Origin of the sequence: Pararhizobium sp. A13 (assembly GCF_040126305.1) — a bacterium.
Lineage (GTDB): Bacteria > Pseudomonadota > Alphaproteobacteria > Rhizobiales > Rhizobiaceae > Pararhizobium.
Genome location: NZ_CP149510.1, coordinates 3,250,228 through 3,276,277 on the forward strand (window position 1 = coordinate 3,250,228; position 26,050 = coordinate 3,276,277).

At 60.8% G+C, this 26,050-nt stretch carries 22 protein-coding genes and 1 riboswitch; of the genes, 7 read left to right on the forward strand and 15 right to left on the reverse strand.

Annotated features, from left to right (window positions below; genetic code table 11):
- Nucleotides 1-18: 18 nt before the first annotated feature.
- On the reverse strand, nucleotides 19-723 hold the full coding sequence (locus WI754_RS16065; protein WP_349434489.1) for a L,D-transpeptidase: 705 nt from the start codon (nucleotides 721-723) through the stop codon (nucleotides 19-21).
- A gap of 275 nt (nucleotides 724-998) precedes the next feature.
- Between WI754_RS16065 and WI754_RS16070 the strand changes: the two genes are divergently transcribed.
- Nucleotides 999-1,595: a carboxymuconolactone decarboxylase family protein gene (locus tag WI754_RS16070; protein ID WP_349434490.1), complete on the forward strand. Its 597-nt coding sequence runs from the start codon at nucleotides 999-1,001 to the stop codon at nucleotides 1,593-1,595.
- 53 nt (nucleotides 1,596-1,648) lie between these two features.
- Here the strand turns inward: WI754_RS16070 and WI754_RS16075 are convergent, their stop codons facing one another.
- Nucleotides 1,649-2,065, reverse strand: coding sequence for a nuclear transport factor 2 family protein (locus tag WI754_RS16075; protein ID WP_349434491.1), 417 nt, complete (start codon nucleotides 2,063-2,065; stop codon nucleotides 1,649-1,651).
- A 409-nt stretch (nucleotides 2,066-2,474) separates the two neighbouring features.
- On the opposite strand from WI754_RS16075, the gene WI754_RS16080 reads away from it, so the two are divergent.
- Nucleotides 2,475-2,804, forward strand: coding sequence for a hypothetical protein (locus WI754_RS16080; RefSeq protein WP_349434492.1), 330 nt, complete (start codon nucleotides 2,475-2,477; stop codon nucleotides 2,802-2,804).
- Nucleotides 2,805-2,862: 58 nt separating this feature from the next.
- Here the strand turns inward: WI754_RS16080 and WI754_RS16085 are convergent, their stop codons facing one another.
- Together WI754_RS16085 and WI754_RS16090 are read right to left on the reverse strand one after the other, a co-directional pair.
- On the reverse strand, nucleotides 2,863-3,831 hold the full coding sequence (locus WI754_RS16085; RefSeq protein ID WP_349434493.1) for a DUF1775 domain-containing protein: 969 nt from the start codon (nucleotides 3,829-3,831) through the stop codon (nucleotides 2,863-2,865).
- Nucleotides 3,832-3,938: 107 nt separating this feature from the next.
- Nucleotides 3,939-4,328: a DUF2946 family protein gene (locus WI754_RS16090; protein WP_349434494.1), complete on the reverse strand. Its 390-nt coding sequence runs from the start codon at nucleotides 4,326-4,328 to the stop codon at nucleotides 3,939-3,941.
- A 153-nt stretch (nucleotides 4,329-4,481) separates the two neighbouring features.
- A riboswitch (glycine riboswitch) is annotated at nucleotides 4,482-4,569 on the forward strand.
- A gap of 141 nt (nucleotides 4,570-4,710) precedes the next feature.
- Between WI754_RS16090 and gcvT the strand changes: the two genes are divergently transcribed.
- From gcvT to gcvP, 3 genes are read left to right on the forward strand one after another with little or no spacing between them, the layout of a single operon-like run.
- Entirely contained in the window at nucleotides 4,711-5,850 is a 1,140-nt protein-coding gene (gene gcvT, locus WI754_RS16095) for a glycine cleavage system aminomethyltransferase GcvT (RefSeq protein WP_349434495.1), read from the forward strand.
- 16 nt (nucleotides 5,851-5,866) lie between these two features.
- Nucleotides 5,867-6,229, forward strand: a complete 363-nt coding sequence (gene gcvH / locus WI754_RS16100) for a glycine cleavage system protein GcvH (RefSeq protein WP_037130360.1) — start codon at nucleotides 5,867-5,869, stop codon at nucleotides 6,227-6,229.
- Nucleotides 6,229-9,093: an aminomethyl-transferring glycine dehydrogenase gene (gene gcvP, locus WI754_RS16105; protein WP_349434496.1), complete on the forward strand. Its 2,865-nt coding sequence runs from the start codon at nucleotides 6,229-6,231 to the stop codon at nucleotides 9,091-9,093. Before gcvH ends, gcvP begins: the two co-directional genes overlap by 1 nt.
- Nucleotides 9,094-9,249: 156 nt before the next feature.
- On the opposite strand, the gene WI754_RS16110 is transcribed toward gcvP, so the two are convergent.
- The 8 genes from WI754_RS16110 to WI754_RS16145 all read right to left on the reverse strand — a co-directional run bounded on the left by WI754_RS16110 (nucleotide 9,250) and on the right by WI754_RS16145 (nucleotide 18,297).
- Nucleotides 9,250-11,115 carry a PAS domain S-box protein gene (locus WI754_RS16110; RefSeq protein WP_349434497.1) on the reverse strand — a complete coding sequence of 622 codons (1,866 nt, stop codon included), beginning with the start codon at nucleotides 11,113-11,115 and terminating at the stop codon, nucleotides 9,250-9,252.
- A gap of 122 nt (nucleotides 11,116-11,237) precedes the next feature.
- Nucleotides 11,238-11,630, reverse strand: coding sequence for a Fe-S cluster assembly scaffold SufA (gene sufA, locus WI754_RS16115; protein WP_349434498.1), 393 nt, complete (start codon nucleotides 11,628-11,630; stop codon nucleotides 11,238-11,240).
- 94 nt (nucleotides 11,631-11,724) lie between these two features.
- The gene (locus tag WI754_RS16120) at nucleotides 11,725-12,105 is read right to left on the reverse strand and encodes an SUF system Fe-S cluster assembly protein (protein WP_349434499.1); all 381 of its coding nucleotides are present in this window, start codon (nucleotides 12,103-12,105) and stop codon (nucleotides 11,725-11,727) included.
- A gap of 11 nt (nucleotides 12,106-12,116) precedes the next feature.
- Nucleotides 12,117-13,358 carry a cysteine desulfurase gene (locus WI754_RS16125; RefSeq protein ID WP_349434500.1) on the reverse strand — a complete coding sequence of 414 codons (1,242 nt, stop codon included), beginning with the start codon at nucleotides 13,356-13,358 and terminating at the stop codon, nucleotides 12,117-12,119.
- A gap of 41 nt (nucleotides 13,359-13,399) precedes the next feature.
- Nucleotides 13,400-14,674 carry a Fe-S cluster assembly protein SufD gene (sufD, locus tag WI754_RS16130; protein WP_349434501.1) on the reverse strand — a complete coding sequence of 425 codons (1,275 nt, stop codon included), beginning with the start codon at nucleotides 14,672-14,674 and terminating at the stop codon, nucleotides 13,400-13,402.
- A 12-nt stretch (nucleotides 14,675-14,686) separates the two neighbouring features.
- Nucleotides 14,687-15,442 carry a Fe-S cluster assembly ATPase SufC gene (gene sufC / locus WI754_RS16135; RefSeq protein ID WP_349434502.1) on the reverse strand — a complete coding sequence of 252 codons (756 nt, stop codon included), beginning with the start codon at nucleotides 15,440-15,442 and terminating at the stop codon, nucleotides 14,687-14,689.
- 74 nt (nucleotides 15,443-15,516) lie between these two features.
- Nucleotides 15,517-16,986, reverse strand: coding sequence for a Fe-S cluster assembly protein SufB (gene sufB, locus WI754_RS16140; protein WP_349434503.1), 1,470 nt, complete (start codon nucleotides 16,984-16,986; stop codon nucleotides 15,517-15,519).
- A 144-nt stretch (nucleotides 16,987-17,130) separates the two neighbouring features.
- Nucleotides 17,131-18,297: a cysteine desulfurase family protein gene (locus WI754_RS16145; RefSeq protein ID WP_349434504.1), complete on the reverse strand. Its 1,167-nt coding sequence runs from the start codon at nucleotides 18,295-18,297 to the stop codon at nucleotides 17,131-17,133.
- A 227-nt stretch (nucleotides 18,298-18,524) separates the two neighbouring features.
- On the opposite strand from WI754_RS16145, the gene WI754_RS16150 reads away from it, so the two are divergent.
- Nucleotides 18,525-19,202 carry an alpha/beta hydrolase gene (locus tag WI754_RS16150; RefSeq protein WP_037130387.1) on the forward strand — a complete coding sequence of 226 codons (678 nt, stop codon included), beginning with the start codon at nucleotides 18,525-18,527 and terminating at the stop codon, nucleotides 19,200-19,202.
- A 52-nt stretch (nucleotides 19,203-19,254) separates the two neighbouring features.
- Here the strand turns inward: WI754_RS16150 and WI754_RS16155 are convergent, their stop codons facing one another.
- Together WI754_RS16155 and WI754_RS16160 are read right to left on the reverse strand one after the other, a co-directional pair.
- On the reverse strand, nucleotides 19,255-19,653 hold the full coding sequence (locus WI754_RS16155) for a GGDEF domain-containing protein (protein WP_349434505.1): 399 nt from the start codon (nucleotides 19,651-19,653) through the stop codon (nucleotides 19,255-19,257).
- Nucleotides 19,654-19,771: 118 nt separating this feature from the next.
- Nucleotides 19,772-20,917: an anhydro-N-acetylmuramic acid kinase gene (locus tag WI754_RS16160; protein ID WP_349434506.1), complete on the reverse strand. Its 1,146-nt coding sequence runs from the start codon at nucleotides 20,915-20,917 to the stop codon at nucleotides 19,772-19,774.
- A 138-nt stretch (nucleotides 20,918-21,055) separates the two neighbouring features.
- Here WI754_RS16160 and tyrS point away from each other — a divergent pair, with 138 nt between their 5' ends.
- Entirely contained in the window at nucleotides 21,056-22,309 is a 1,254-nt protein-coding gene (gene tyrS / locus WI754_RS16165) for a tyrosine--tRNA ligase (RefSeq protein WP_349434507.1), read from the forward strand.
- 52 nt (nucleotides 22,310-22,361) lie between these two features.
- On the opposite strand, the gene WI754_RS16170 is transcribed toward tyrS, so the two are convergent.
- Entirely contained in the window at nucleotides 22,362-25,754 is a 3,393-nt protein-coding gene (locus WI754_RS16170; protein WP_349434508.1) for a DUF3971 domain-containing protein, read from the reverse strand.
- Between the last annotated feature and the right edge of the window lie 296 nt (nucleotides 25,755-26,050).

Consider the following 26,050-nt stretch of genomic DNA (forward strand, 5'->3'; position numbering starts at 1 on the left):
GTGCCCACTCCCATATTGCTACTGCCAGACGACGATCTTCGCCTTGTAGGGCACCCGGTCATAAAGGTCGATCACATCCTGGTTCATGAGGCGCACGCAGCCGGACGACACCGCCTTGCCGATCGACTGCCACTCCGGATTGCCATGCAGCCGGTAGAGCGTGTCTTCGCCGTTCTGGAAAATATAGAGCGCCCGCGCACCGAGCGGATTGTCGAGCCCCGGCGGCATGCCGCCGTTCTCGATCGAGTATTTCGCAAGGCTTGGCGTGCGGGCGACCATCTCGTTCGGCGGCTTCCAGCGAGGCCAGGTCTGGCGCCAATGGATGACGCCGTCGCCCTGCCAGGCAAACCCTTCGCGGCCGATGCCGACACCGTACCGCATCGCCGTGCCGCCCGGCTCGACGACGTAGAGGAACCGCGACGGTGTATCCACGACCACCGTGCCGGGCGCCTCGCCCGTCGGATCCTTGACGCGCTGGCGATAGAATTGCGGATCGATCTGCTGATAGGGCACCGCCGGGATGAGGTAGCCACTGTCTTCGACCGGACCATACATCACCTGCAATTCCGCTTCCGACGGCGGCCCGATGGGTCGCGCGATCGTTGTCGGCCACGGCACAGGCCGACCTCCCGGCATGGACGTCGTACAGCCGGCCAAAGTGCCAGCCGATACCGCTAGCGCCGCGAGAAAGCCGCGGCGGGATAAACTATGGTCGATTGTCATGAGCCCCATCAATCCGCTTCAACGTGTCCTATCCATCCGGACGAAGCAGCCGGGCACGGCTTGCCGGTGCAAGCAATGCGCAACCTGTCCTCATCCGAAAGAATCGGAGAAGAGCCCGTTATGCCGCCAATCGGTCCCATTTCCAACGGCGCCGCATGCTTCTGCCGTCACGAATCCGGCCCGGTCACCACATCGTGATGGGCCGTGTTCCGCCTTTCTTGCAATGAAATCCGGGCGCTCCTATTGTGCCTTTTCCGCCATGGGAGACCTGCGCGATGCCCTTCATCGAAACACCCGATGCTTCCGCCGGCGAGCAGACTGCGGCGATGTATGCGCAGGCCGAGGCCGGCTATGGCTACCTGCCGAACATGGTGAGGTCCTTCGGACACCGGCCGGAGGTGATGGCGAATTGGAGCGCGCTGCTTGCCAGTATCAAGGCCAACATGGATCTGCGCCGTTACGAACTGGTGACGATGGCGGCGGCGAGGGAATTGAGGAGCTCCTATTGCATGCTCGCCCACGGCTCCGTCCTGCTGCACGATATCTTTACCGCCGACGAGGTGCGACAAATCGCGGAAAATCCGAACGAGGCCCCCATCGACGAGGCTGAACGCGCCATCATGCGATTTGCCGCCAAGGTGGTGCGCGATGCAACCGCGATCGAAAAGCCGGATGTCGATGCCCTGAAGCGGCACGGTCTCTCCGACGCCGAAATCTGCGACGTCGTCACCGCCGCCGCGGTCCGCTGCTTCTTCTCGAAGACACTTGACGCGCTCGGTGTGCAAGCCGACGGCATTTACGAAAAGCTGGAGCCGGGCCTGAAGGCTGCGCTCGTGGTCGGCCGTCCTATCGACGAGACAGCGTCGAACTGACAACGGCCCGCTCGGCCTTCCGCATTTCAGAGGCGGAATGATGCTGGCAGACGTCAAGCCGGCACCAGGCCCACCGTCTCCGCGACCAGGAGCGTATCGACGAATTCGGTGAGATCGATGATCTTCCCGTCCTTGAACGTGAATCTGTCGATATATTCCGTTTCGATTTCCTTGCCCGTCGGGTTGAAACGGAGCACGCCGGCACGATGCGCAAAAACCGTATCGCCGTCCACATAGAGCCCCGTGGTCCGGATCTTGGACATGTCCCACTGCTCGATCAGCGTTTTTACAGCGGCGTTGACCGCGGCCGGCTCGCACACCCGCTGAGCCATCGGCGCCAGCCTGCCGCTTCCGACAATGCGGAAACTGAAGCCCGGACCAGCGCAACTCATCACCCCATCCATGTCGCTGACTGAGCGGGCCGCGTAGAGTTCGTTGACAATGCTTTCGAGTGTTTCCCTGTCCGTCATATCCACCCCTCCCTGGTTGAAGGAAGTGTGCCCGTATTCAAGAGATGCTGCAAGTAGAGAAGATTGCAAATGCCAAATCGGCTTCCTTTGAGTTGCGCGCCGGCTCGAGCATCCGCGGAAACAGGAAGATGCTGGTGCCGTCACGACCTTCCCGGGGCCTGTCATCAGGCCCCGGCGAACCAACTGGCAAGGACCGGGCGAACGTTCCCCCCGACAGTGCGCGGTCCGGCATACGCACGTTCTGAATGGCAGTGCTGTCGCCTCCCTTCGCACTCCCCTTCCTGCTTTGAAGGGTCGGTAAAATTTGCCTCAAATGCAGGCGCCCGATTTCACGCGGATGAAATGGCGTCCGGGTTAAGAGCGTTGGATTGCCCGATCCGAAGGAGCGCCCTCAAAAGGGCAGATCGTCATGACCCAGGTCCTTACCATGTCAGCCACCACGGCGGCTTACGCGGCGCAAGCCGTGAAGCCGTCCGCGCGGATGAGCGGCGATGGCCCGACCGAGGAAGCGATCACCCTGCTATCGGCACGGCCGAAGGATGATGCGGCCAACACCCATGCGTCGGTCGCAGCCCTTCGTAGCCCGACATCGCTGTCGCTGATGCTGATGAGTTCCAATGGCCGCCCGCCGCAGGGCACACGCGGCGACGTGGTTCGCCGCTACATGGAATTCGGACCGGATGAGCCGGAAGCCGATGAGAACAGCGAGAGCTCCGAAGAACACGCCGCCCTCCCGTGAGAAAAAAGCAGCAGCGCAGTATTCCCGCGCCGCCGCCTTGAGCCGAGAAATCCGGAACTCACTTGTGCTTGTGCGCGCCACCGGCAGCATTGCCGACGGGAAGCACATAGTCGACCTTGCCGGCCTTTTCGAAGGTCAGCGTAACCGGTACGCTGTCACCCTCGGCAAAAGCTTCTTTCACATCCATGAACATCAGGTGCAGGCTGCCGCTCTTGAGTTCGACGGTTTCACCTGCCGGAATGGCAATGCCTTCTTCCAGCTTGCGCATCTTCATCACGTCGTTCTGCATGGTCATTTCGTGCAGTTCGACGCGGCCCGCCGCCGGGCTTTCGACGGAGACCAGGGTATCGTCTTCGCTGCCGTCGTTCTTGACCGCGAAACCGCCGCCGCCGACCTTGGCCCCCGGAAGCATCGCCTTCACGGCGCCGCCGGAAATCTCAAGCGATCCGGCCTTGACCGTCGCGTCACCCATCCCCACCATGTCGTGACCGTGATGCCCTTCGGCCGTGGCCGGCGTCACGGTGATCGTCGGCGCCGGATGTTCCAGCGAATGGGCGTCCTGACCTTGCGCCGCAATCTCGTCCCAAACGACTTTGTCCGTCGCGCCGCAAAGCTGCGTCACCGGAAAGGCGATCTGCGTCTCCTTGTCGAAGCCGGAGATCGTCCCCTTGATGACGAAGGTATCGTAATGGTCGTCGGACAGATTGCCGTTCTTCCAGCGGATCTCGAGCGGCCCGGACGTCACCGTCTTGCCGTGGTTGTCGTAGCTTTTCTGGTAGTCGCCCTTGATGATCTCGATCTCCCAGCCCGCCTTCGGCTGCGGCTTGGCGAAGACGAAGCCTTCCGGCAGTTTCAACTGCACTTCGGTCGTCGCCTTGCCGTCGCAACCGTGCGGAATCTGCAGCACCGCCTTGAAGCCGCTTTCCGAGGCAGCTTCGTCGATTTCGAAGGACGCATGCGCATGGGCGGCGGCGGCACCAGCAAGAGAAAAGGCAAGCGCAAGAAGGGTTGTTCTGGTCTGTGTCATCGGTCTGTCTCCGGACCGGTCGTTGCCAACCACGGCAAGCCGGTCAATGCCGCATTTGGCGGCGGAAATGCTCTGAAAAGTTTGAAGCAATCGCTGAAGCGACAACGTCAGAGCGACAGCGGAGGGGCGCGCGATTGCGGCAGAGCGCGCGGATGCTCGACGAAAACCGGAAGAAAATCGACCTTGCTTTCGGCAAACGCGGCAACGCGAATGACGAGATAGCCGTCGCTTGGGGGCGACGGCAAGGCGATCGATGCGGCGAGCCTGCAATAGTCGCAGGCCGGCGCGAGCCCCTCATGCGGGGAATTGTGATCGTCGACACCGTCCGACCCGAAGCAGATGTCGGCAATCGTGCCATCCGGCAGCATATATTCGCCGGCGATCGCCGGCGTGATCTGCCGGGCGAAGGCCGGTTGATGCGCAAAAGACAGGAACATGAGGGCGAGTGCCGAAAGCACGCGCACCGTCATCTGCCACTGTCGTCCCGCTCTGGCCATCGATCATCCCCGTGTTGGCCGATTGCATTAACGTCTCAGTGCAAGAAAAGCAAAGGCTGCTTTTGCCGCACCTACTGAAACGGTGGCGACAAAAATCTGTTCGGCCGCGACATTTTGCGCTTGCCAAGCAATCGGGATCGCCGTTATCTGAACCCGATCTTGTTGGGAGAATCCGGGTAACACCGGTGCCGAAGGAGCAACCGCCCCGGAAACTCTCAGGCCAAAGGACCAGCAAGGTGCCGGTAGGACTCTGGAGAGAAGCATTTCCGCTCGCCGAAGGGATAACAATCTCAGGCAAAGGGACAGAGGGGGCTCGAGGAAACTGCGCGTAAATGTGCGGTGGAGATGAGCCGGCGCGTTGCGCCAGACCTGGAGGCCGGATTTGGACGATCATTCCCCCCTGAAACAGACACCGCTGCATGCGCTGCACGTATCGCTCGGCGCCCGCATGGTGCCCTTTGCCGGCTACGATATGCCGGTGCAATATCCGGCCGGCGTGATGAAGGAACATCTCCACACCCGCGGCGGCGCGGGTCTGTTCGACGTTTCGCATATGGGCCAGATCATCCTGTGGCCGAAATCCGGACGGATCGAGGACGCGGCGCTTGCGCTTGAAAAGCTCGTGCCTGTCGATGTGCTCGGTCTCAGCGAAGGCCGCCAGCGCTACGGGCTTTTCACCAATGACGAGGGCGGCATCCTTGACGACCTGATGATTGCCAATCGCGGCGATCATCTGTTCCTCGTCGTCAATGCCTCCTGCAAGGATGCCGATTTCGCACACTTGCAAAAACAGCTCAGCGAGACCTGCGATCTCACCTTGCTCGATGACCGCGCGCTGATCGCGCTGCAGGGGCCTCGCGCCGAATGCGTTCTGGCTGAACTCTGGGCCGATGTCGCTACCATGCGCTTCATGGATGTGGCCGAAGCCGATCTTCACGACGTCCCCTGCGTCATCTCCCGCTCCGGCTATACCGGGGAGGACGGTTTCGAGATCTCCATTCCCTCTGCCTCCGCCGAAGATGTGACCCGCCGACTTCTCGAACATCCGGATGTCCTGCCGATCGGTCTCGGTGCCCGCGACTCGCTTCGCCTGGAGGCTGGGCTGTGCCTTTACGGAAACGACATCGATACCGGCACGACGCCGGTCGAAGCTGCGCTCGAATGGGCGATGCAGAAGGCGCGCCGGACGGGAGGCGCTCGCGAAGGCGGCTTCCCCGGCGCCGGCATCATCTTGCGTCAGTTTGCCGACGGCGCCGACCGCCGGCGCGTCGGCCTGAAGCCTGACGGAAAAGCACCGGTGCGGGGCGGTGCGACGCTCTATGCCGATGCGCAGGGCCGTGCCGAAGCCGGTGTCGTGACCTCCGGCGGGTTCGGACCGAGCGCCGATCATCCGGTCGCGATGGGCTATGTCGCAGCCCCCTATATCGCGAACGGTGCCCAACTTTTCGCCGAGGTACGCGGCAAATACCTGCCCGTCACCGTCTGCGCCCTTCCCTTCATCACCCCGACCTACAAACGCTGATCTGGAGCAAAACCCGATGCTGAAATTTACCGACGAACATGAATGGCTGAAGATCGAGGGTGACGTGGCGACCGTCGGAATCACCGCGCATGCCGCCGAGCAACTGGGCGATCTCGTCTTCGTCGAACTGCCTGAAGCCGGAACGAGCCTCGACAAGGGCGCGACCGCAGCGACCGTTGAATCCGTCAAGGCTGCCTCCGACGTCTATTGTCCGCTCGACGGCGAGATCGTCGAGAGCAACCAGGCGATCGTCGATGATCCGGCTCTGGTCAACAGCGACCCGCAGGGTGCCGGCTGGTTCTTCAAGCTGAAGCTTTCGGACCCGTCCGCCGCCAATGCATTGCTGGACGAAGCTGCCTACAAGGAGCTGATCGCCTGATGAGCATGCCGAAAGACTTCACCTTCACCGACTACAAGCCGTATGACTTCGCCAACCGGCGCCATATCGGCCCCTCGCCCGATGAAATGGCGGCGATGCTCAAGGTCGTCGGCTATGACAGCCTCGACGCGCTGATCGACGACACGGTCCCGCCGTCGATCCGCCAGAAGACCCCGCTTGCCTGGGGCGCTGCGATGACCGAGCGCGAGGCGCTCGACAAGATGCGCGAGACGGCCAACCGCAACAGGAAACTCGTGTCGCTGATCGGCCAGGGCTACTACGGCACGATCACCCCGCCGGTGATCCAGCGTAACATTCTCGAAAATCCGGCCTGGTACACGGCCTATACGCCTTACCAGCCGGAAATCAGCCAGGGTCGCTTGGAAGCGCTGCTGAACTACCAGACGATGGTCTGTGACCTGACCGGCCTCGACGTTGCCAACGCCTCGCTGCTAGACGAGGCAACGGCGGCAGCGGAAGCCATGGCCATGGCCGAACGCGTGTCGAAATCCAAGGAAACCACGTTCTTTGTCGACGAAAATTGCCATCCGCAGACGATCGCGCTGATCAAGACCCGGGCCGAGCCGCTCGGCTGGACGGTCATCGTCGGCAATCCTCATAGCGATCTCGAATCCGCGAGCGTGTTCGGCGCGATCTTCCAGTATCCCGGCACCTACGGCCATGTGAGCGACTTTTCCGGTCTGATCGCCCGCCTGCATCAGGCCGGTGCGATCGCGGTCGTCGCCGCCGATCCGCTGGCGCTCGCACTCCTGAAATCGCCCGGCGAAATGGGTGCGGACATTGCCATTGGCTGCACCCAGCGTTTTGGTGTTCCCGTCGGATACGGCGGCCCGCATGCGGCCTATATGGCGGTGAAGGATGCGTACAAGCGCTCGATGCCGGGCCGTCTCGTCGGCGTATCCGTCGATAGTCGTGGCAACCGCGCTTACCGCCTGTCGCTACAGACGCGCGAACAGCATATCCGCCGGGAAAAGGCGACATCCAACATCTGCACGGCGCAGGTGCTGCTGGCCGTCATGGCGTCGATGTACGCCGTGTTCCACGGTCCGAAGGGCATCAAGGCGATCGCCCAGAGTGTTCACCAGAAGACCGTTCGGCTTGCCATGGGGCTCGAGAAGCTCGGCTACACCGTCGAGCCCGACGTGTTCTTCGACACGATCACCGTCGATGTCGGCAAGCTGCAGGGCATCATCCTGAAGACGGCCGTCGCCGAGGAGGTCAACCTGCGCCGGATCGGTACCACCAAGATCGGCATCAGCCTTGACGAACGCTCGCGCCCGGTGACGCTGGAGGCTGTCTGGCGCGCCTTCGGCGGCGATTTCAGCGTCGAGGACTTCGAGCCGGGTTATCGGCTGCCGGAATCGCTGCTGCGCACCAGTGAATATCTGACCCATCCGATCTTCCACATGAACCGGGCGGAAAGCGAAATGACGCGCTATATCCGCCGGCTGTCGGACCGCGATCTGGCGCTCGATCGTTCGATGATCCCGCTCGGTTCCTGCACGATGAAGCTCAACGCAACCGCGGAAATGCTGCCGATCACCTGGCCGGAATTCTCCGAAATCCATCCTTTCGTGCCGGCGGACCAGGCCGAAGGCTATCGCCACATGATAACCGACCTGTCGCAGAAGCTCTGCGCGGTCACCGGTTACGACGCGATCTCGATGCAGCCGAATTCCGGTGCTCAAGGGGAATATGCCGGGCTGCTCACCATCCGCGCCTATCACCTCGCAAATGGCGACAGCCATCGCGATGTCTGCCTGATCCCGACCTCGGCGCACGGTACCAATCCGGCCTCGGCGCAGATGGCCGGCATGAAGGTGGTGGTCGTCAAGGTTAGCGACAATGGCGACATAGACATGGATGATTTCATAGCAAAAGCAGAGCAGTACGCGGAAAACCTCTCGTGCTGCATGATCACCTATCCGTCGACCCACGGTGTGTTCGAGGAGAATGTCCGCGAGGTCTGCGACATCGTCCACAAGCATGGCGGTCAGGTCTATCTCGACGGCGCCAACATGAATGCCATGGTCGGGCTCGCCCGGCCAGGCGACATCGGGTCCGACGTCAGCCACCTCAACCTGCACAAGACCTTCTGCATCCCGCACGGCGGCGGCGGCCCGGGCATGGGGCCGATCGGCGTCAAGGCACACTTGGCACCGTTCCTCCCGGGCCATCCGGAAACAGATGGCGGCGAAGGTGCAGTTTCGGCAGCTCCGTTCGGCTCGGCCTCGATCCTGCCGATCTCGTGGAGCTACTGCCTGATGATGGGCGGCGAAGGCCTGACGCAGGCGACGAAAGTGGCGATCCTCAACGCCAACTACATCGCCGCACGCCTGAAGGGCGCATACGGCGTGCTCTACAAGTCGGCCAGGGGCCGCGTGGCGCATGAGTGCATCATCGACACGCGCCCGCTGGTGGACAGCGCCGGGGTCACGGTGGACGACGTTGCCAAGCGGCTGATCGACTGCGGCTTCCACGCGCCGACCATGAGCTGGCCGGTTGCCGGCACGCTGATGATCGAGCCGACCGAATCGGAAACCAAGGCGGAACTCGACCGCTTCTGCGATGCGATGCTGGCGATCCGTGCCGAAGCCCAGGCGATCGAGGATGGCCGGATGGACCGGGTGAACAATCCGTTGAAGAACGCCCCTCACACGGTGGAAGACCTCGTCGGCGACTGGGACCGCCCCTATTCGCGCGAACAGGCCTGCTACCCGCCGGGCGCCTTCCGCGTCGACAAATACTGGTCGCCGGTCAACCGCGTCGACAATGTCTTCGGCGACCGCAATCTCGTCTGTACCTGCCCGCCGCTGGACGACTACGCCGAGGCGGCAGAGTAACGTCGGAAACCGAGGGGCGCCCGATGCGCCCCTTTTTCGTCCTGCGACCAGCGATCGCTATCTGTATGGGTGAACCACAACCTCGACCCCGGAAACGCGTGAACCCTTCGGCAGGTGTCCTGTCGCCGCTGATTGTCCGCCTTGCCTTCCGAAGGATTACATCATGTCCGGTAGGGTCAGGACAAAGCGTGCACCTTGCGTGAATGTCGTGTCGAGCTCGATGGACCCGTTGTGGCTCTCGGCGATTCGTTTTGCCAATGCCAATCCGATGCCAGTGCCCGGATAGACCGACTCATCGCGATGAAGACGCTGAAACACATTGAAAATCTGCTTCGCGAACCGTGGATCGACACCGATGCCGTTGTCCTGGAAATAGATCCGGATCAAATCGTCATCCTTTTCGCAATAGATCCTGATGACCGGCCTGGTCCCCTCGCGCCGATACTTGACGGCATTGCCGATCAAATTCTGGCAAAGACGCTTGAGCAGTTCGGGATCACCCTTCACTTGCGGCAGACCATCGAATTCGAACCTCGCGTCCGCCTCACGAATGAACGTGCCGAGATTGAGGATTGCGTCGGAAACAACGTCGGCCATCGAAACCGTATGCCAGCTACTGATCTGGTCGGCGATCAGCGCATAGTCGAGCAGGCTGTCGATCAACTGGCCCATCCGCTGGGCGCTCTGGCGCAGGTGACGGGCATAGACCGGAAGTTCTTCGAACTTGCCGCTCGCAACATCATCGCCGATCATGTCCGAAAACATCGATATGTGGCGCAGCGGCGCCTTCAAGTCGTGTGAAACCGTCCCGGTGAATTGGTTGAGGGCTTCGTTCTTGCGCTGCAGTTCAGCACTTTGCTGGGCGATCCGCACCTGCTGTCGCTTCAACTCGGTAATGTCGCGCCCGACGGTGATGTATTCGATAAGCTTCCCGCCATCGAAAACCGCCATGTTGGACCAGAATATCCAGCAGTCGCTGCCATCGGCCGATTGCCGGCGCTGTTCACGCGACACCACCGATTCTTCCGGAGTCAGGTTTTCCAAAAATCGGGTCACGCGTTCGCGGTCACGTTCCGGAACAAAATCGAGAAAAGGCTTTCCAGCAAAATCGTCAGCCCGTTGGCCAACGAACTCGGCATAGGTCCTGTTGACGAAAGTGTATTTCAGATCGGGGGAAATCCGGCAGATGAAATCCGGTATGTTCTGGACGAGTGTGTAATAATCCAGCCGCTGCCGGTCGAGCGCCAGTTCCGCCTCCTTCAAAGCCGTGACGTCGATGCGCAGGACAACCGTATTGCCGTCACCGGCCTTCAGGTTTTCCGCCTGCATCCAGCGCCCGTTGCCGTAGGGAAAGACATGCGGCTTGCCGTTCGGTTGGCGAAAATCCTGCAGTCGGCCTTCGATCCATGCCGAGGCCTCCGGCGAGCCGATCGGCATGGACGGATAGTTGCCGGCTTCGTGGACGCCAACAAGGATTTCCTCCGCTGTCATGCCTGCCTGGAGACCCTGGCCAGCCGTGCCCAGAATACGGCGATAGGCTTCATTGAAGGCGATGAGTTTTTCGTCCCTGTCGAAAATAGCAAACCCTTCGGGTATTGCCTGGAGAGCAGCATTGAGCATGTCGGCGGTCTTCTTTCGCTCCCTGTCGAGCGCGAGAATATCCGAAATGTCATGCACGACACCGATGAAGCCCTGTGCCGTGCCGTCCTCTCCGGTGATCCAGGTAGCACGAAGACGGGCGGAAAACACCGATCCATCCTTACGGCGGTACTGGTAGACGCCGTCGGAAACATCCTCCCCGGCGCGTTCGCGTGCATCCCGGCTGAGGCAGGCGTCGTAGTCGTCATCCGAAGCATAAAGTATCCGCACCGGACGGTTGGCGATTTCATCCGGTGCATAACCGAATTGCTTCGTGATCGCGGGATTGGCCGAAAGGATGATCCGGTCGGAATCGACGATGACAACAGGATCGGGAAAGCTGTCGTAGAGGGCCAGGACGAAATGTTTCTGCGCAATCGGCATCGCGTTACTCGATCCATGCCTGGCCGTGTTTGTTGGCGTGCATAAAAACAGAAAAAGAGACTGGCGGAAACCAGTCTCTTTTCGGAATTTTACGGAAATGGGGTTGGCCGGAGGCGAAACGCTTAGCCGGCTCGCACCACCGCGTCGCCCTTGGCTGCAAGTGCAGCAAGGTCTGCCGGTTTGAGCTCGACCGATTCGCCGCAGCCGCAGGCCGAGGTCTGGTTGGGATTGCTGAACGTGAAGCCTGAGCGCAGCGTCGTGACTTCGAAGTCCATGCGTGTGCCGAGCAGGTAAAGCACGGCTTCCGGCGCGACCCAGACCCTGGCGCCCTGATGCTCGACGAGATCGTCCTTGGCGTTGGCTGCGGTTACCAGATCGATGGCATATTCCATGCCGGCGCAACCGCCCTTCTTGATCGAAACGCGAATACCCTGCGCATCGCCGCCGGCATTCTCGACGATCGCCTTGACGCGGCCAGCCGCCGCATCACTCAAACTCATGACTGCAAAGCCCATCGGCCATTCTCCTTAACGCAACCAGGTTCAAGGCCTGATGCTTTCCGATCCCAGAATGTAATGCGCGCCGGTTAAGGGATCAATACGCCACCGATCAATACCAGCCGACGGCGACCTGCGCTTCTTCCGACATCCGGTCCGGCGTCCACGGCGGGTCGAAGGTCATCGATACCTCGACGCCGGACACGCCTTCGACGGCACTGACTGCATTCTCCACCCAGCCAGGCATCTCGCCCGCCACCGGGCAACCGGGCGCGGTCAGCGTCATGGCGATCTTGACCATCCGATCGTCTTCGATATCGATCTTGTAGATCAGTCCGAGCTCGAAGATATCGGCCGGTATTTCCGGGTCGTAGACCGTCTTCAAAGCCGAGATGATGTCGTCGCTCAAACGCGCCAGCTCATCCGCTGGAATCGCTGAATGAACGATCCCTTCGCGGACATCGATTTTGTCTTCGGTCGTATCAAGGCTCATCAGACTATTCCTTACGCAAAGAATTTGCGGGCATGATCCAGCGCATCGACGAGCGCATCCACTTCGGCCCGCGTATTATAGAGACCGAAGGATGCACGGCATGTGGAGGTCACGCCAAAGCGTTTCAAGAGCGGCTGCGCACAATGCGTTCCGGCCCTCACCGCCACGCCCGCCCGGTCGATCACCATCGACACGTCGTGGGAATGGATTCCTTCAAGCTCGAAGGAGAAGATACCACCCTTGCCGGGCGCCGTCCCGAAGATGCGCAGCGAATTGACCGACGAGAGGCGCTCATATGCATAGGCCGCCAGATCGGCCTCGTGGGCGGCGATTGCCGCACGGCCGAGCTTTTCCATATAATCGAGCGCATAGCCGAGGCCGATTGCCTGGACGATCGGCGGCGTGCCCGCTTCAAAACGGTGCGGCGGGTCGTTGTAAGTGACGTTGTCTTCGGTCACCTCGACGATCATCTCGCCGCCGCCCATGAAGGGACGCATTTCCTTCAATCGGTCCGTCTTGCCGTAGAGCACGCCGATGCCCGAGGGACCGTAGAGCTTGTGGCCGGTCATGACGTACCAGTCGCAATCGATATCCTGGACATCGACCGGCATGTGCACGGCGGCCTGGCTGCCGTCGATCAGCACCGGAATGCCGCGCTCATGGGCGATGCGGCAGATCTCCTTGACCGGGACGACCGTGCCCAGCGCATTCGACATATGCGTGATCGCCACCAGCTTGGTGCGATCGCTCAGGCATTTGACGAAGTCATCGATGTGAAAGACGCCCTGATCGTCGACGGGCGCCCAGACCAGCTTGGCACCTTGCCGTTCGCGGATGAAATGCCACGGCACGATATTGGAGTGATGTTCCATGATCGACACGACGATTTCATCGCCCTCGCCGATCTTCGGCATACCGTAGCCATAGGCAACCGTATTGATCGCCTCCGTCGAGGACTTGGTGAAGATGATATTGTCGACAGACGGCGCATTCAGGAAGCGGCGCACCTTTTCGCGCGCGCCCTCGTAGGCATCCGTGGCGGCATTCGACAGGAAATGCAGGCCGCGATGGACATTGGCATATTCATTGGCATAGGCATGGGCAACGGCGTCGATGACCACCTGCGGCTTCTGCGCCGAGGCGCCATTGTCGAGATAGACGAGCGGCTTGCCGTAGACTGTCCGCGACAGGATCGGAAAATCCTTGCGGATCGCTTCGACGTCATAGGCAGGCACAGGCACCGTGTGTTCCATGTCAATTATCCAATCAGGCGCACCGATTTCCGGCGTGCCAATTACGCGTGTTTGTCGAGCCAGGCTTCGATGATCGTTTCCAGCGGCTCGATCACCGCTTCGAGTTCCAACTCCTCGACGATCTCGTCGACGAAGGCGTTGACCAGCATGGCCCTCGCCTTGTTCTCCGGAATGCCGCGGGCGCGCAGGTAGTAGAGATGCGTCGGGTTGATGTCGATCACGGTCGCGCCGTGGCCGCACTGGACGTCGTCGGCGAAGATTTCCAGCTCCGGCTTTGCCGAGAAATCGGCATCGTCGGACAAGAGCAGCGTGTTGCACGCCATTTTTGCATCGGTCTTTTGCGCGTCGGGGGCGACCCGGATCTGGCCTTGGAAAACCCCCTTGGCGCGGTCGAACAAGACGTTGCGGATGATTTCGGTCGATGTCGTGTGCGGCACGTCGTGGCCGAGCGTGAACGTCACATCGGTATGCGTTTCGCCGCCGAGCAGGTTGATGCCTCGTAGTTTGAAATCGGAGCCCTCGCCCGTGGTCACGCCATGAACTTCCTGACGCACCAGCTTGCCGCCGGCATTGATGACGAACAGTCTGAGCTTGGCGTTCGCGCCGAGATCGAAATTGACCTGGGCGAGATGGCTGTCGGCTTCACCCTGCTGCTGCAGGATGATCCAGGTGATCTCTGCGCCCTCGTCCAGGATCAGGTCGCAAACCGTCGTCACAAGGCTTGGCGCGTCGCTGACAGAGAGATGGCGCTCGATGACCATCGCCTTTGTATTGGCGCCAAACGTCACCGGGAACCGGCTGTGGCTCTGGCCGGCGCTCTGCACCAGCTGAAGTTCCAGCGGCTGTTCGAGCTCGGTGCCCTCCGGAACCTCGATCTCAAAACCGTCGCGCACGAAGCTGCCGTTGATGCGGCCAATCGCGTCGTCGGCGTCGCGCTCAACGAGATCGGCTGCGGCAACGCCGTCAACGAGGCTTTGCGCATAGGAGCGGACGTTGACACCGGCCGGCGCGCCCTTGGTATCGGCATTGCCGTTCAAAACGGAGAGCACGGACGAGCCGGCAACCAGCGGGTCTACCCGCTGTGCGAAGGCGGTCGGATCGGCAGCCGGAACGCTGCGCAGAAGCGCACGCAAATCGGTATAATGCCAGGATTCGACGCGGCGCGTCGGCAGACCCTGTTTTCTCAGATCGGCAAGAAGCGTGTCGCGCGCCGAAAGCACGGCACCTTCGCCGGGCAATTCGCCGATCTGGGCGGTATAGGCATCGACAAGGGCCGTCTCGGCCGCCGTCATCATTATCGCCGTTTGCATGTTCATCCCCAGCACTCCTCAGGCCGCCGCATCGATGATGTCGGCATAGCCGTTGGCTTCGAGATCAAGCGCCAGCGACTTGTCACCGGACTTGATGATCTGGCCCTTGTAGAGAACGTGGACGCTATCCGGCACGATATATTCGAGCAGACGCTGGTAGTGGGTGATGACGATGACGGCGCGGTCCGGCGAACGCAGCGCATTGACACCGTCGGCGACGATTTTCAGCGCATCGATGTCGAGGCCGCTGTCGGTTTCGTCGAGCACGCAGAGTTGCGGCTGAAGCAGCGCCATCTGCAGGATCTCGGCGCGCTTCTTTTCGCCGCCGGAAAAACCGACGTTCAGCGGACGCTTCAGCATGTCCGGGTCAATCTGCAGCCTGGCGGCGGCTTCCTTGACGCGGCGGATGAAGTCCGGCGTGGTCAGTTCGTCTTCGCCACGGAATTTCCGCTGCTCGTTCATCGCGACCTTGAGGAACTGCATGGTCGCAACGCCCGGGATTTCGACCGGATACTGGAAGGCGAGGAAGATGCCCTTGGCGGCGCGCTCGGACGGGTCGAGTTCGAGAATGCTCTCGCCGTTGTAGAGGATGTCGCCCTCGGTCACTTCATAGTCTTCGCGGCCCGACAGGATGTAGGACAGGGTCGACTTGCCGGAGCCGTTCGGTCCCATGACGGCCGCGATTTCGCCGGCCTTCACGGTCAGGTCAAGGCCACGGATGATCTCGGTGCCGTCTTCGGCGATGCGGGCATGGAGGTTTCTGATTTCAAGCATTTGATCTTCCCTTTGGGAAAAGAATAAACATCGCGCGCAACGTTCTGCGCATCAGGTTCAATGTGTGAAGCTGCTTAGCCGACCGAGCCTTCCAGCGAGATCCCGATCAGCTTCTGCGCTTCGACCGCAAATTCCATCGGCAACTCCTGGATGACTTCCTTGACGAAGCCGTTGACGATCAGCGCGATCGCCGCTTCCTCCGGAATGCCGCGCTGCAGGCAGTAGAACAGCTGGTCTTCGGAGATCTTCGACGTCGTCGCCTCATGCTCGAATTGGGCCGAGGAATTGCGCGCCTCGATGTAGGGCACCGTATGTGCACCGCACTTGTCGCCGATCAGAAGACTGTCGCACTGCGTGAAATTGCGGGCATTCTCCGCCTTGCGGTGGGTCGAGACCTGGCCACGATAGGTGTTCTGCGACACGCCGGCGGCAATGCCCTTGGAGATGATGCGGCTCGAGGTGTTCTTGCCGAGATGGATCATCTTCGTACCGCTGTCGATCTGCTGGTGGCCATTCGAAACGGCGATCGAATAGAACTCGCCGCGCGAACCATCGCCCCGCAGAATGCAGGACGGATATTTCCAGGTGATCGCAGAGCCCGTCTCGACCTGCGTCCAGGAAATCTTCGAGTTCTTGCCGCGGCAATCGCCACGCTTGGTCACGAAATTGTAGATGCCGCCCTTGCCGTTCTTGTCGCCCGGATACCAGTTCTGGACGGTCGAATACTTGATTTCGGCGTCATCGAGCGCAACCAGTTCGACCACCGCTGCGTGCAGCTGGTTTTCGTCGCGCTGCGGCGCCGTGCAGCCTTCGAGATAGGAAACGTAGGCACCTTCTTCCGCGATGATGAGGGTGCGCTCGAATTGGCCGGTGTTCTTCTCGTTGATCCGGAAATAGGTCGACAGCTCCATCGGGCAGCGAACGCCCTTCGGCACGAGGACGAAGGAACCGTCGGTGAAGACCGCGGAGTTCAGTGTCGCATAATAGTTGTCGGTCGTCGGAACGACGGTGCCGAGATATTTCTTCACGAGATCCGGATGCTCGCGGATGGCTTCCGAAATCGACATGAAGATCACGCCGGCCTTCTTCAGCTCTTCCTTGAAGGTGGTCACGACCGAAACGGAATCGAACACCGCATCGACGGCAATCCGCGAGGTCTTCACACCAGCGAGCATTTCCTGCTCGCGAAGCGGAATACCGAGCTTTTCATAGACCTTCAAAATTTCCGGATCGACATCGTCAATCGAGGTCGGGCCGGGCGTGCTCTTCGGCGCGGCGTAGTAGTAGATATCGTTGAAATCGATCTTCGGGTAGTTGATGCGCGCCCAGGTCGGCTCTTCAAGTGTCAACCAGCGCTGATAGGCGCCAAGACGCCACTCGAGCATCCACTCCGGTTCCTGCTTCTTCGCCGAAATGAAACGGATGATCTCTTCGGACAGGCCCTTGGGCGCCTTGTCCATCTCGATCTTCGTTTCAAACCCATATTTGTACTGGTCCACATCGATCAGGGCGACCTGATCGATTGTTTCCTGCACGGCAGCCATGTCGTTCTCCAATCTCGCCGGATACAAGGTCCGGCAGCTTGTCAGTACGATGCAATTTTCGTCGCACCGCTTATGTAATGGCTAAGGGGCGATTTTCACCCCGTTTGCCAAGCGGAAAATTGAATTTCCGCAATTTTATTGCCGTCAGGCGGCGGCACCCGAAAGCCTGCGGCGCGCCGCGACCTTTGCAAAGACCTCTGCACACCGTTCGATCTCGGCCCGCGTCGTAGACGACCCGATCGATATCCGCAATGCGCCCTGTCCCGGATCATGTCCCATCGCCGACAGGACATAGCTCTGGCCAACCTTGCCGGATGAGCAGGCCGATCCCGCCGACAAAGCGACGCCTTCCAGATCGAAGGCGATCTGGCCCGTCTCGGCTTTGAGTCCGGGCAAGGTGAAAAACGTCGTATTGCCGAGCCTCGGCCCGTCCTTGCCGTGGATGATGACATCGGGTGCTGCGGCGATCATGGCGTCCTCCAGATCATCGCGCAACGCCGAAACGGCCGTCATCCGCATCTCCAGCCCGTCGGCGGCGATACGAGCCGCCACCCCAAACCCGGCGATCGCCGCAGGATTTTCGGTGCCCGAGCGATGGCCCTTCTCCTGGCCGCCGCCGCGGATCAGCGCTGCCGGCATCAGGATTTCGCCGCGTGCGATCAGAGCGCCGGCACCCTTCGGCCCGCCGATCTTGTGCGACGAGACGATCAGGAAGTCAGCACCGAGATCTTCAATCGACAACGGCGTGCGGCCCGCGGCCTGCACCGCATCGACAACCAGAATACCGCCGGCCGCCTTGACGAGGTGCGAGACCTCGGTAATCGGCTGAGCGATGCCGGTTTCGTTGTTGGCGAGCATGACGGCGACCATCGGCAGGCCGGTTTGGCGGTCATGCGCCGCGAGCGCCGCTTCGAGCACCGCCAGATCCACCGTACCATTGGGCGTTACCGCGAGTTCGCTGATCTCGCTCCTGGCAAACCGGCCGCCCTCGCGAATGGCGGGATGCTCGATGGCCGAGATATAGAGGCGTCCGATTTTCAGCGGCGTCTTGCCCATGCGGAAATCGGACGTCAGCACCCAGTTGGCCGCTTCGGTAGCGCCGCTGGTGAACGTCACGCTGGCCGGCAGCGCACCGCACAATGTCGCAACATCGCGCCGGGCATTCTCGATCAGCGCGCGGATCTTGCGACCTTCGCCATGGACGGACGAGGGGTTGCCGGCAAGGTCGAGCGCAGACAAGCACGCCTCACGCGCAGCCGGCAAAAGCGGCGCGGTGGCATTCCAGTCCATATAAATGCGCGCTTCTCTCATGTTCCCTTGCCAAAGAATGACCGGTTGCCATGTTAAAGGCAGCGGCCGGTGCATTTTCCTTGAAATTTTCGCGTCGCTTGCCGTAAGAGACGACACTCGCCACGGAAAGACCGTGTCAAAGTTTTGAATGGTTCTAAACTACGTTCTAGAAAAGCTGACTGCTTTCGTCAAGACTGCTGAGGCCCCGGAACGCGTTTTTTAGTGCCATAAACATGCCCGGAGAGCCAATGCCCGAAATCATCTTCAACGGACCGGCCGGTCGCCTCGAAGGCCGCTACCAGCCGTCCAAGCAGAAGAACGCCCCGATCGCCATCGTCCTGCACCCGCACCCGCAATTCGGCGGCACGATGAACAACCAGATCGTCTACCAGCTGTTCTACATGTTCCAGAAGCGCGGCTTCACAACGCTCCGCTTCAACTTCCGCTCGATCGGCCGCAGCCAGGGCGAATTCGACCATGGCGCCGGCGAACTGTCGGATGCTGCCTCGGCACTGGACTGGGTGCAGAGTATGCACCCGGATTCCAAGAGCTGCTGGGTCGCCGGCTATTCCTTCGGCGCCTGGATCGGCATGCAGCTTCTGATGCGCCGGCCGGAGATCGAAGGCTTCATGTCGATCGCGCCGCAGCCGAACACCTACGACTTCTCGTTCCTGGCGCCCTGCCCGTCATCCGGCCTGATCATCAATGGCGATCTCGACAAGGTGGCTCCGGAAAAGGACGTCAACAATCTGGTCGACAAGCTGAAGGCACAGAAGGGCATTCTCATCACCCACAAGACCGTGCCGGGTGCGAACCACTTCTTCAACGGCCAGGTCGATACGCTGATGGCCGAGTGCGAGGACTATCTCGACCGGCGTCTGAACGGCGAACTGACGCCGGAACCGGCGGCCAAGCGCATCCGCTGAGATCAAATGAAAAGGCCGGGTCGTTCCCGGCCTTTTCATTTCCTGATGGTCTTCACGCCTGGGCCTGCCACTGTTCTCGGCCTAGCGCCGTTGCAGGGCGCGTCCGGTTGACGCGGTTGAGTCCGCTTTTCTTGGCGTCATACAGCGCCCCATCCGCCCTGTTGATGGCATCCGTGATGGAATCTCCTGCAGAGACGAGGGCGCAAACGCCAAAGCCCGCCGTCTGCCGGACGGTGTCCGGCAGACCGGGAAACGCCAGAGACGAAAAGCTGTTGCGCAGACCTTGGGCAAAAAGATAGCCGGTTGCTTCGCTCGTCGATGGCAGGAAGATGGCAAACTCCTCGCCGCCGAAACGGGCGCAGATTGCCTCGGGCGGCGCGTGTTGCTTCAGCATGCGGGCAAGCGATGTGATCACCTGGTCGCCGGCGGCATGGCCGTAGGTGTCGTCCACGGCCTTGAAGTGATCGAGGTCGCATGCCCTGCCCTCTGCCTGCCGTATTCAATCTCATGGCTTGAGGATGCGGATATTGCAGATTCGCGGTAAGGTACCCGTTTCCCGCAAAGGAATATTAATCGGCGCGGGAAAGCCCTGGTTCGCCGGGCATGCTGAAGATACCGCCGGTGACCGGAACGGTCACCCCTGTCGTAGCCGGGAATGTCAGCGGCAAGCCCCTTAACGAGCGAACAGCAAGATAGGCCCAGGCTTCCGCCTCCATGGCGTCCCCGTCAAGAGCCGCCTCCTCCGCGGCAATGACGGTTGCGTTTTGCGCCTGTGCCAGGTCTGAGAGATCCCGCATGATGACGCGGTTCAACCGCCCGCCGCCGCAGACGACATAACGCGCCGGAGGCTCGGGAAGATGTTTCGCCGATTTGAGGATGGCGGCAGACGTCACATAGGCAAGCGTGCGGGCGCCGTCCGCCAGATCGGCCTCACCGATCTCCGGCGGCAGGAAATCATTGCGATCCAGCGACCGCCGCTGATTGGAGGAAAAGAAGGGATTGCCAAGATAGCGGTCAGCCAAGCCCGGTAATACCTCTCCGATGCTGGCGATTTCCCCATTCTGATCGAACGCAGCCCCCGTATGCATCTCCACCCATTGGTCGATCAGCGTATTGCCCGGCCCGCTGTCGTAGGCCACGACCTCGCCGTTCCTGCCGACGAAGGTGAGATTGGAGATGCCGCCGATATTGACGAAAACCGTCGGCAAGGGCTGGTCCGCGCTTGCCGAGAGTGCGGCATGATAGACAGGAATGAGCGGCGCGCCTTGCCCGCCGTGAACCATATCGTTTGCGCGCATGTCGTAGACGACCGGAATGCCGGTCATCTGCGCAAGGAGAGCGCCATCGCCAAGCTGCACGGTGAGCGCCTCATCCGGGCGATGGAGAACGGTCTGCCCGTGAAAGCCGATGACATCGATTTCGCCAGGCGATATTTCATGCCGATACAGAAAATCGCTTAACGCTACGGCATGCCGTAACGTCAGGTTTCGTTCAACCGCGGCGAGATCGCCCGGGCGTGCGGTCCTGTCGGTCAAATCCCGCGCGTCGACCAGCGCCCGCTTGAGCCGGTCGCGGAAAGCCGGTTCATAGGGGATGCCCATCGACGGTCCGCGTTCGACCACGTTTTCACCGTCAGTCCGCAGCAGCGCGATATCGATGCCATCCATGCTCGTGCCGCTCATCAGGCCGATGGCCGTTCTTATGGTCTTCGTCATCAGCGCTCCGAACTTAGAGGTATTGGTCCTCGCAAACATTCCCGACGCAAACAGGTGCACTTTTCGAGAAACAGTGCTAAACGCCGCGCAAATATCCAACAAGCGTTAATCCAAACAGCCCACCGAAAGAGACAGGTCATGTCCGAGTTCAAGTCCGATTTCCTTCACACTCTCCAAGAACGCGGTTTCATCCACCAGACGTCCGATGACGCCGGGCTGGATGCGCTGTTCAACAAGGAAATCGTGACGGCCTATATCGGCTATGATCCGACGGCATCGAGTCTCCACGTCGGGCATCTAACCCAGATCATGATGCTGCATTGGCTGCAAGCCACCGGGCATCGCCCAATTTCCCTTATGGGCGGCGGCACCGGCATGGTGGGGGACCCCTCCTTCAAGGAGGAAGCGCGCAAGCTGATGACGGTCGAAATGATCGAGGACAATATCGCCTCGCTCAAGCACGTTTTTGCCAACTACCTGAACTACAATCCAGGTCCGAACGGCGCGTTGATGATCAACAACGCCGAATGGCTGCGGCCGCTCAACTATCTCGAATTTTTGCGCGATGTAGGCCGTCATTTCTCTGTCAACCGCATGCTTGCCTTCGACAGCGTCAAGACCCGGCTCGATCGCGAACAGTCGCTCTCCTTTCTGGAATTCAACTACATGATCCTGCAGGCCTATGACTTCGTCGAATTGGCCAAGCGTTATGATTGCCGCCTGCAGATGGGCGGTTCGGATCAATGGGGCAATATCGTCAACGGCATCGATCTCGGCCACCGCATGGGCACGCCACAGCTTTACGCGCTGACCTCTCAGCTGCTCACCACGTCCTCTGGGGCAAAGATGGGCAAATCTGCCTCGGGCGCGGTATGGCTCAATGCCGACCTCCTGTCCGTTTATGACTTCTGGCAATATTGGCGAAATACCGAAGACGCCGACGTCGGCCGTTTCCTCAAGCTCTTCACAACCCTGCCGATGTCGGAAATTACCCGCCTGTCGGCAATTGGCGGCGCAGAACTCAATGAGGTAAAGAAGATCCTGGCAACGGAGGTCACCACAATCCTGCATGGCCGCGCTGCCGCAGAGGAAGCCGCCGAAACCGCGCGCAAGACTTTTGAAGAAGGCGCGCTTGCCGAAAACCTGCCTTCGATCGACGTGCCGGCGGCAGAGCTCGAGGCTGGCGTGGGCGTTCTTTCGCTGTTCGTCCGCGCCGGTCTGGCAGAATCCAACGGCAAGGTCCGACAGTTCCTGAAAGACGGCGCGGTGCGCGTCAATGACAAGGTGATCAGCGACGACCGGCAGGTGATCGGCACAGCCGAGATCACCGCCGAGAACGTCATCAAGCTGTCGCTCGGCAAGAAGAAGCATATTCTCGTGCGGCCTGCCTGATCGGCGGCACCGTCGAGCAATGATTGAAACCGGCGGCAACCCCGCCGGTTTTTTATTGGAACTCGAAGATGCTGCGGAAAACACCGGGCGCGATGATCGACAATGGGTTGATCGTCAGGTTCGGCTTGGTGAACGGCCCCGTCAGCTTGAAGGTGATCCCGAGCAGGCCGCGGTCGCGGCCATTGCCGAGAAGCACGCCGATCAGCGGCAATTCGCCGAACAACCGGTTCAGACCGTAAGCCGGCATGAAGGTACCGGTCATGTCCATATTGCCGTTCCTGTCGCGCACCGTCCCCTGGAAGGTTGCGCCGATATCGATGCCACGCACGACCCCTCCGTCGACCGCTATCGTTCCGTCGTCGAGCATCACATTAGCGAAACCACGTTCGAAGCGGGCAGAACTGACGTCGATGTTCTTTTTCACCGCCTGGTTCAGGCTCCGGCCGTCGGCGCCGGTCGGCGTGGAAACGATGGACTGCAGCCTTACCTCGTTGACAAGCGAGAACTTGCGGATATCGACATTTCCACGCCAGGAACTGGCGCCCCTGTCGCGCAATTTCACGTTCAGCAGGCCGCCGCGCATGTTGCTGTAGACATTTGCGAACCGCGCCAGCGAGCCGGCATCGCCGCTGGTCAGCTCCAGAATATTATCCGCGCCATTTTGTGTCAGCGTCGCAACCACCGCCTGACCGCTGTCGGTGACCGCGGAGAGATCGATGGCGTCAATCTGCTTGCCTCTTGCGACGTAACTCAGATTGAGGCTCGACAGGGTCTCGGAATGAAATCCGATCACCTGCTGCAGGTTCGCGTCCAACGAGATTCGCGTGGAATCCATCTTGTCGTTTCCGGAAGAACTGCGCATGCGCTCGATCACCGGCCGGATATCGGCAGTGCTGCCGCTGACGTTGACCGCAAAGCCGCCCTTCTGGCGTTTGATGCTGACGGCATAATTGTCACCCTGAGCCAGCCGCACCGACGAAAACTGGCCGGAATTCAGCCCGGATTTGTCGATCACCAGCTTGCCGTCCGCGCCAAAACTACCGCCATCGAGCTTCAAGTCATCGATCTCAGTGACGCCGTCCGTGGTTGAAGCCGAAAACGTCGCCTTCGCTGCGATACCCGGCCCCTTCGACCAGCCGATCCAGGGCAGAGAAATCGACGCTTTGCCAAAGTCAGCCGAAACCGTGTGCTGATCCTTTTCATCAATCTGGATATCCAGCGACACAGGCCCGCTGATGACCTCCGCGAGGCCCGGGGCCAGCTTGGCAAGCATCCCCTTCTGAAGCGTCCCGGAAATCTCGCGCTTTCGCTTGACGGGACTGGCCGTCCCGACGGGTTCTATGAGGGAAATATCCATCGGACCACCATCGATGTCGGCTTTGGCCTGCAATACCGCCTGTTGCGGATCGATTCTGAGGGTACCCTCGATGTTGGAGATCGCACGTCCGGAGATTGGCTTGTTGACGGTCACGCCATCAAGCAGCATCTGTGCCTGCCATAGCGGCTCCGGTGGGTTCTGTGCTCTCACAAGGCCAAACCGCGCCCCGACCTGCGCCGTCATTTCACCTGAAAAGTCCTCAGGCTTGAACGGCGTCCGCTGCAGGGCGGCAATGGGCCGGTAGCTGACGAGTTCCGCGATCGCATCCGCCTGGCCCCCGACGTCCAGTTTCATTTCGGCTATCAGCGGCTTTACATAGGTGTTCGGGATGACGAAATTGCCGCCCTTGAGGGTTACCGAGCGGCCGGATGGGAAATAGGCGGTTCCCCGGTCGATCTGCACGTCGAGATGTTCGCCCTTCAGCGTGAACGCGCCAGCCGCGTCGCGCAGCGGCGGAATGTCGCCGGCAATATTCACGCGGGCGTCTGTTATATCGAAGCGGACGTTGAGTTCATCGCCGTTCAGATCGACCGGACCGACGGTGCGGGTAATGCGCCCCATCGGCAGGAAGACCTCGATCCTGCCATCGGTGACGGTTCCACCAAAGATATTACTGACCACCCAGCGGCGCGCGTTCTTTCCGACCCACCAGGGCCAGAGCTGCTTGACCGCCGCCGACTTCAGCTTGTCCGTGACAAGGGCAAAGCTGACCTGCGGCGACATTTCGCCAAAGGTCATGGCAAGCGAGCCGGCAGCCGTGCCAAGTTTGCTCGACACAGCCAGTTCGTTGAAGATAAGCTCGTGGCTTTCCGACAGAAATCGGCCTTGCGCCTTGGCGTCGAAGATCAGCGGCGGTTCGTCGACATCGACAGGCGCGGAACTGGCCGATTGCAACAGGAGATCCAGCGAAAATCCTTTTTTGCCGGCAGGCGTGGTGTGATCGAGGTCGGCGATGGCGCCGGTAAAGGGAAAGGCCGACCGGCCAACCCGGACGATAGACGGCAGAATTTCTATCCTGCCGCGGGAAAAGTCATAGGTGACGTTAAGCTCGGATTGTTTCAGCTCCGAGGTAAAGCCGCCGGCGTCGAATGCCCCGGCGCTTGTCCGGCCGCTCAGTTGAAGCGTCGGCGTCGCGCCATCGCCAGCGCGCGTCGCGGTGATGCTCAAATCGGCGCCGCTCTTGATGCCGAAGGCAGCCTCCGTCGCAGTTTCATCCCGGTGCAAAAGCGCTGAGAGCGGCAGCCCCGTAACCGCGCCATCAAGGCGCGCGACACGATCGCTCTGTCGGCTGGCGCGCAGGTTCAGTGCGGCTGCTTCGCCAGCCACCGAGAAAACCCCGTCGATCTGCATGGAGCCGTCATTGCTGCGTTTGAAATCAACGGCATCCACGACCACGGGGACGACGCGCTTGCGGGGTCCCGCAAAAGACAATTGCAGGTCCGCGATCCTGACGGATTCGGTATTGCTGCGGCTGATCACCTGCGAGATGCCGTCCATCTGGTTGAAAACGAACTCCAGTCCGCTGGCAACATCGGCCACGCGTATGGCCGTCAGATCGATCGGTTTTCCCTGCGGCAGCAAGGAGGGATCGAGCATCACACCCTCTGCCTCCAACCGCGAAACGGCGATCCTCCCGCTTAACAGCGCAATCGGATTGAGTTCGATAAACACGGAATTGGTGGTCACCAGGCGCTTGCTGGAGGCATTTTCGACCAGCACGACGTCCTGCGCCTTGAGGGCGAGGCCGCCGTTCGGTGTGACGCGCAGCACGGTGCTGCCGACCTCGGCATGATAGCCGTCTCCGATCGCCGCGTTCAACGCCGTCTGCGCCCGCGCATTGAGCGGTCCGTCCAGCAGGCCACCTTCAATCGTCGCCAACAGCACGGCGCCGAGAAGGAAGGCAATCGCGGTAACGACAGCGATCGTCGTGAACACTAGATGTGCCACGCCGCGCCTGTGCGGCGCACGCACGATGCACGGATCATGCGCCTGCGCCGACGGCAGGGAATGCAGGGCGACGATGTCTTCCTTGCGAAACGATACCCTTTCGCCGCGGATTTCACTCATCAGTGCCGGCGGCCTCCCGGAATTGTCAGAAAGTTCATTCGGTTGTGGTTTCCCGTCTGTTGCTATTCCACCTCGCGGCGCCAGACGGCGACGGTTCGCCAGCCGTACGCCTTGCTCACGCTGTCGTGGCTGATTTCGTTCGGATTTTCATCCGAGAATGCCCGAGGGCACTGCACCCCCGACTGGCATTTGCATCTGCTCCACAGTAGTTAAAGAAGAACGGCAGGGCAAACGATGTCTGCCGCCGGGCTCATTTTCGCTGTCCGTTACGGATCGCTCATTCCACTCGGCGCTGG

What these genes read in the sequence shown, in the direction of transcription:
- WI754_RS16150 (WP_037130387.1), top strand. Translation starts at nt 18,525, where the DNA reads ATGCCCGAAATCATCTTCAACGGACCGGCCGGTCGCCTCGAAGGCCGC.
- WI754_RS16075 (WP_349434491.1), bottom strand. Translation starts at nt 2,065, where the DNA reads ATGACGGACAGGGAAACACTCGAAAGCATTGTCAACGAACTCTACGCG.
- sufA (WP_349434498.1), bottom strand. Translation starts at nt 11,630, where the DNA reads ATGGGCTTTGCAGTCATGAGTTTGAGTGATGCGGCGGCTGGCCGCGTC.
- WI754_RS16125 (WP_349434500.1), bottom strand. Translation starts at nt 13,358, where the DNA reads ATGGAACACACGGTGCCTGTGCCTGCCTATGACGTCGAAGCGATCCGC.
- sufB (WP_349434503.1), bottom strand. Translation starts at nt 16,986, where the DNA reads ATGGCTGCCGTGCAGGAAACAATCGATCAGGTCGCCCTGATCGATGTG.
- WI754_RS16090 (WP_349434494.1), bottom strand. Translation starts at nt 4,328, where the DNA reads ATGGCCAGAGCGGGACGACAGTGGCAGATGACGGTGCGCGTGCTTTCG.
- tyrS (WP_349434507.1), top strand. Translation starts at nt 21,056, where the DNA reads ATGTCCGAGTTCAAGTCCGATTTCCTTCACACTCTCCAAGAACGCGGT.
- WI754_RS16110 (WP_349434497.1), bottom strand. Translation starts at nt 11,115, where the DNA reads ATGCCGATTGCGCAGAAACATTTCGTCCTGGCCCTCTACGACAGCTTT.
- WI754_RS16170 (WP_349434508.1), bottom strand. Translation starts at nt 25,754, where the DNA reads ATGAGTGAAATCCGCGGCGAAAGGGTATCGTTTCGCAAGGAAGACATC.
- WI754_RS16120 (WP_349434499.1), bottom strand. Translation starts at nt 12,105, where the DNA reads ATGAGCCTTGATACGACCGAAGACAAAATCGATGTCCGCGAAGGGATC.
- WI754_RS16070 (WP_349434490.1), top strand. Translation starts at nt 999, where the DNA reads ATGCCCTTCATCGAAACACCCGATGCTTCCGCCGGCGAGCAGACTGCG.
- WI754_RS16080 (WP_349434492.1), top strand. Translation starts at nt 2,475, where the DNA reads ATGACCCAGGTCCTTACCATGTCAGCCACCACGGCGGCTTACGCGGCG.
- WI754_RS16145 (WP_349434504.1), bottom strand. Translation starts at nt 18,297, where the DNA reads ATGAGAGAAGCGCGCATTTATATGGACTGGAATGCCACCGCGCCGCTT.
- sufC (WP_349434502.1), bottom strand. Translation starts at nt 15,442, where the DNA reads ATGCTTGAAATCAGAAACCTCCATGCCCGCATCGCCGAAGACGGCACC.
- gcvP (WP_349434496.1), top strand. Translation starts at nt 6,229, where the DNA reads ATGAGCATGCCGAAAGACTTCACCTTCACCGACTACAAGCCGTATGAC.
- WI754_RS16065 (WP_349434489.1), bottom strand. Translation starts at nt 723, where the DNA reads ATGACAATCGACCATAGTTTATCCCGCCGCGGCTTTCTCGCGGCGCTA.
- WI754_RS16085 (WP_349434493.1), bottom strand. Translation starts at nt 3,831, where the DNA reads ATGACACAGACCAGAACAACCCTTCTTGCGCTTGCCTTTTCTCTTGCT.
- sufD (WP_349434501.1), bottom strand. Translation starts at nt 14,674, where the DNA reads ATGAACATGCAAACGGCGATAATGATGACGGCGGCCGAGACGGCCCTT.
- WI754_RS16160 (WP_349434506.1), bottom strand. Translation starts at nt 20,917, where the DNA reads ATGACGAAGACCATAAGAACGGCCATCGGCCTGATGAGCGGCACGAGC.
- gcvH (WP_037130360.1), top strand. Translation starts at nt 5,867, where the DNA reads ATGCTGAAATTTACCGACGAACATGAATGGCTGAAGATCGAGGGTGAC.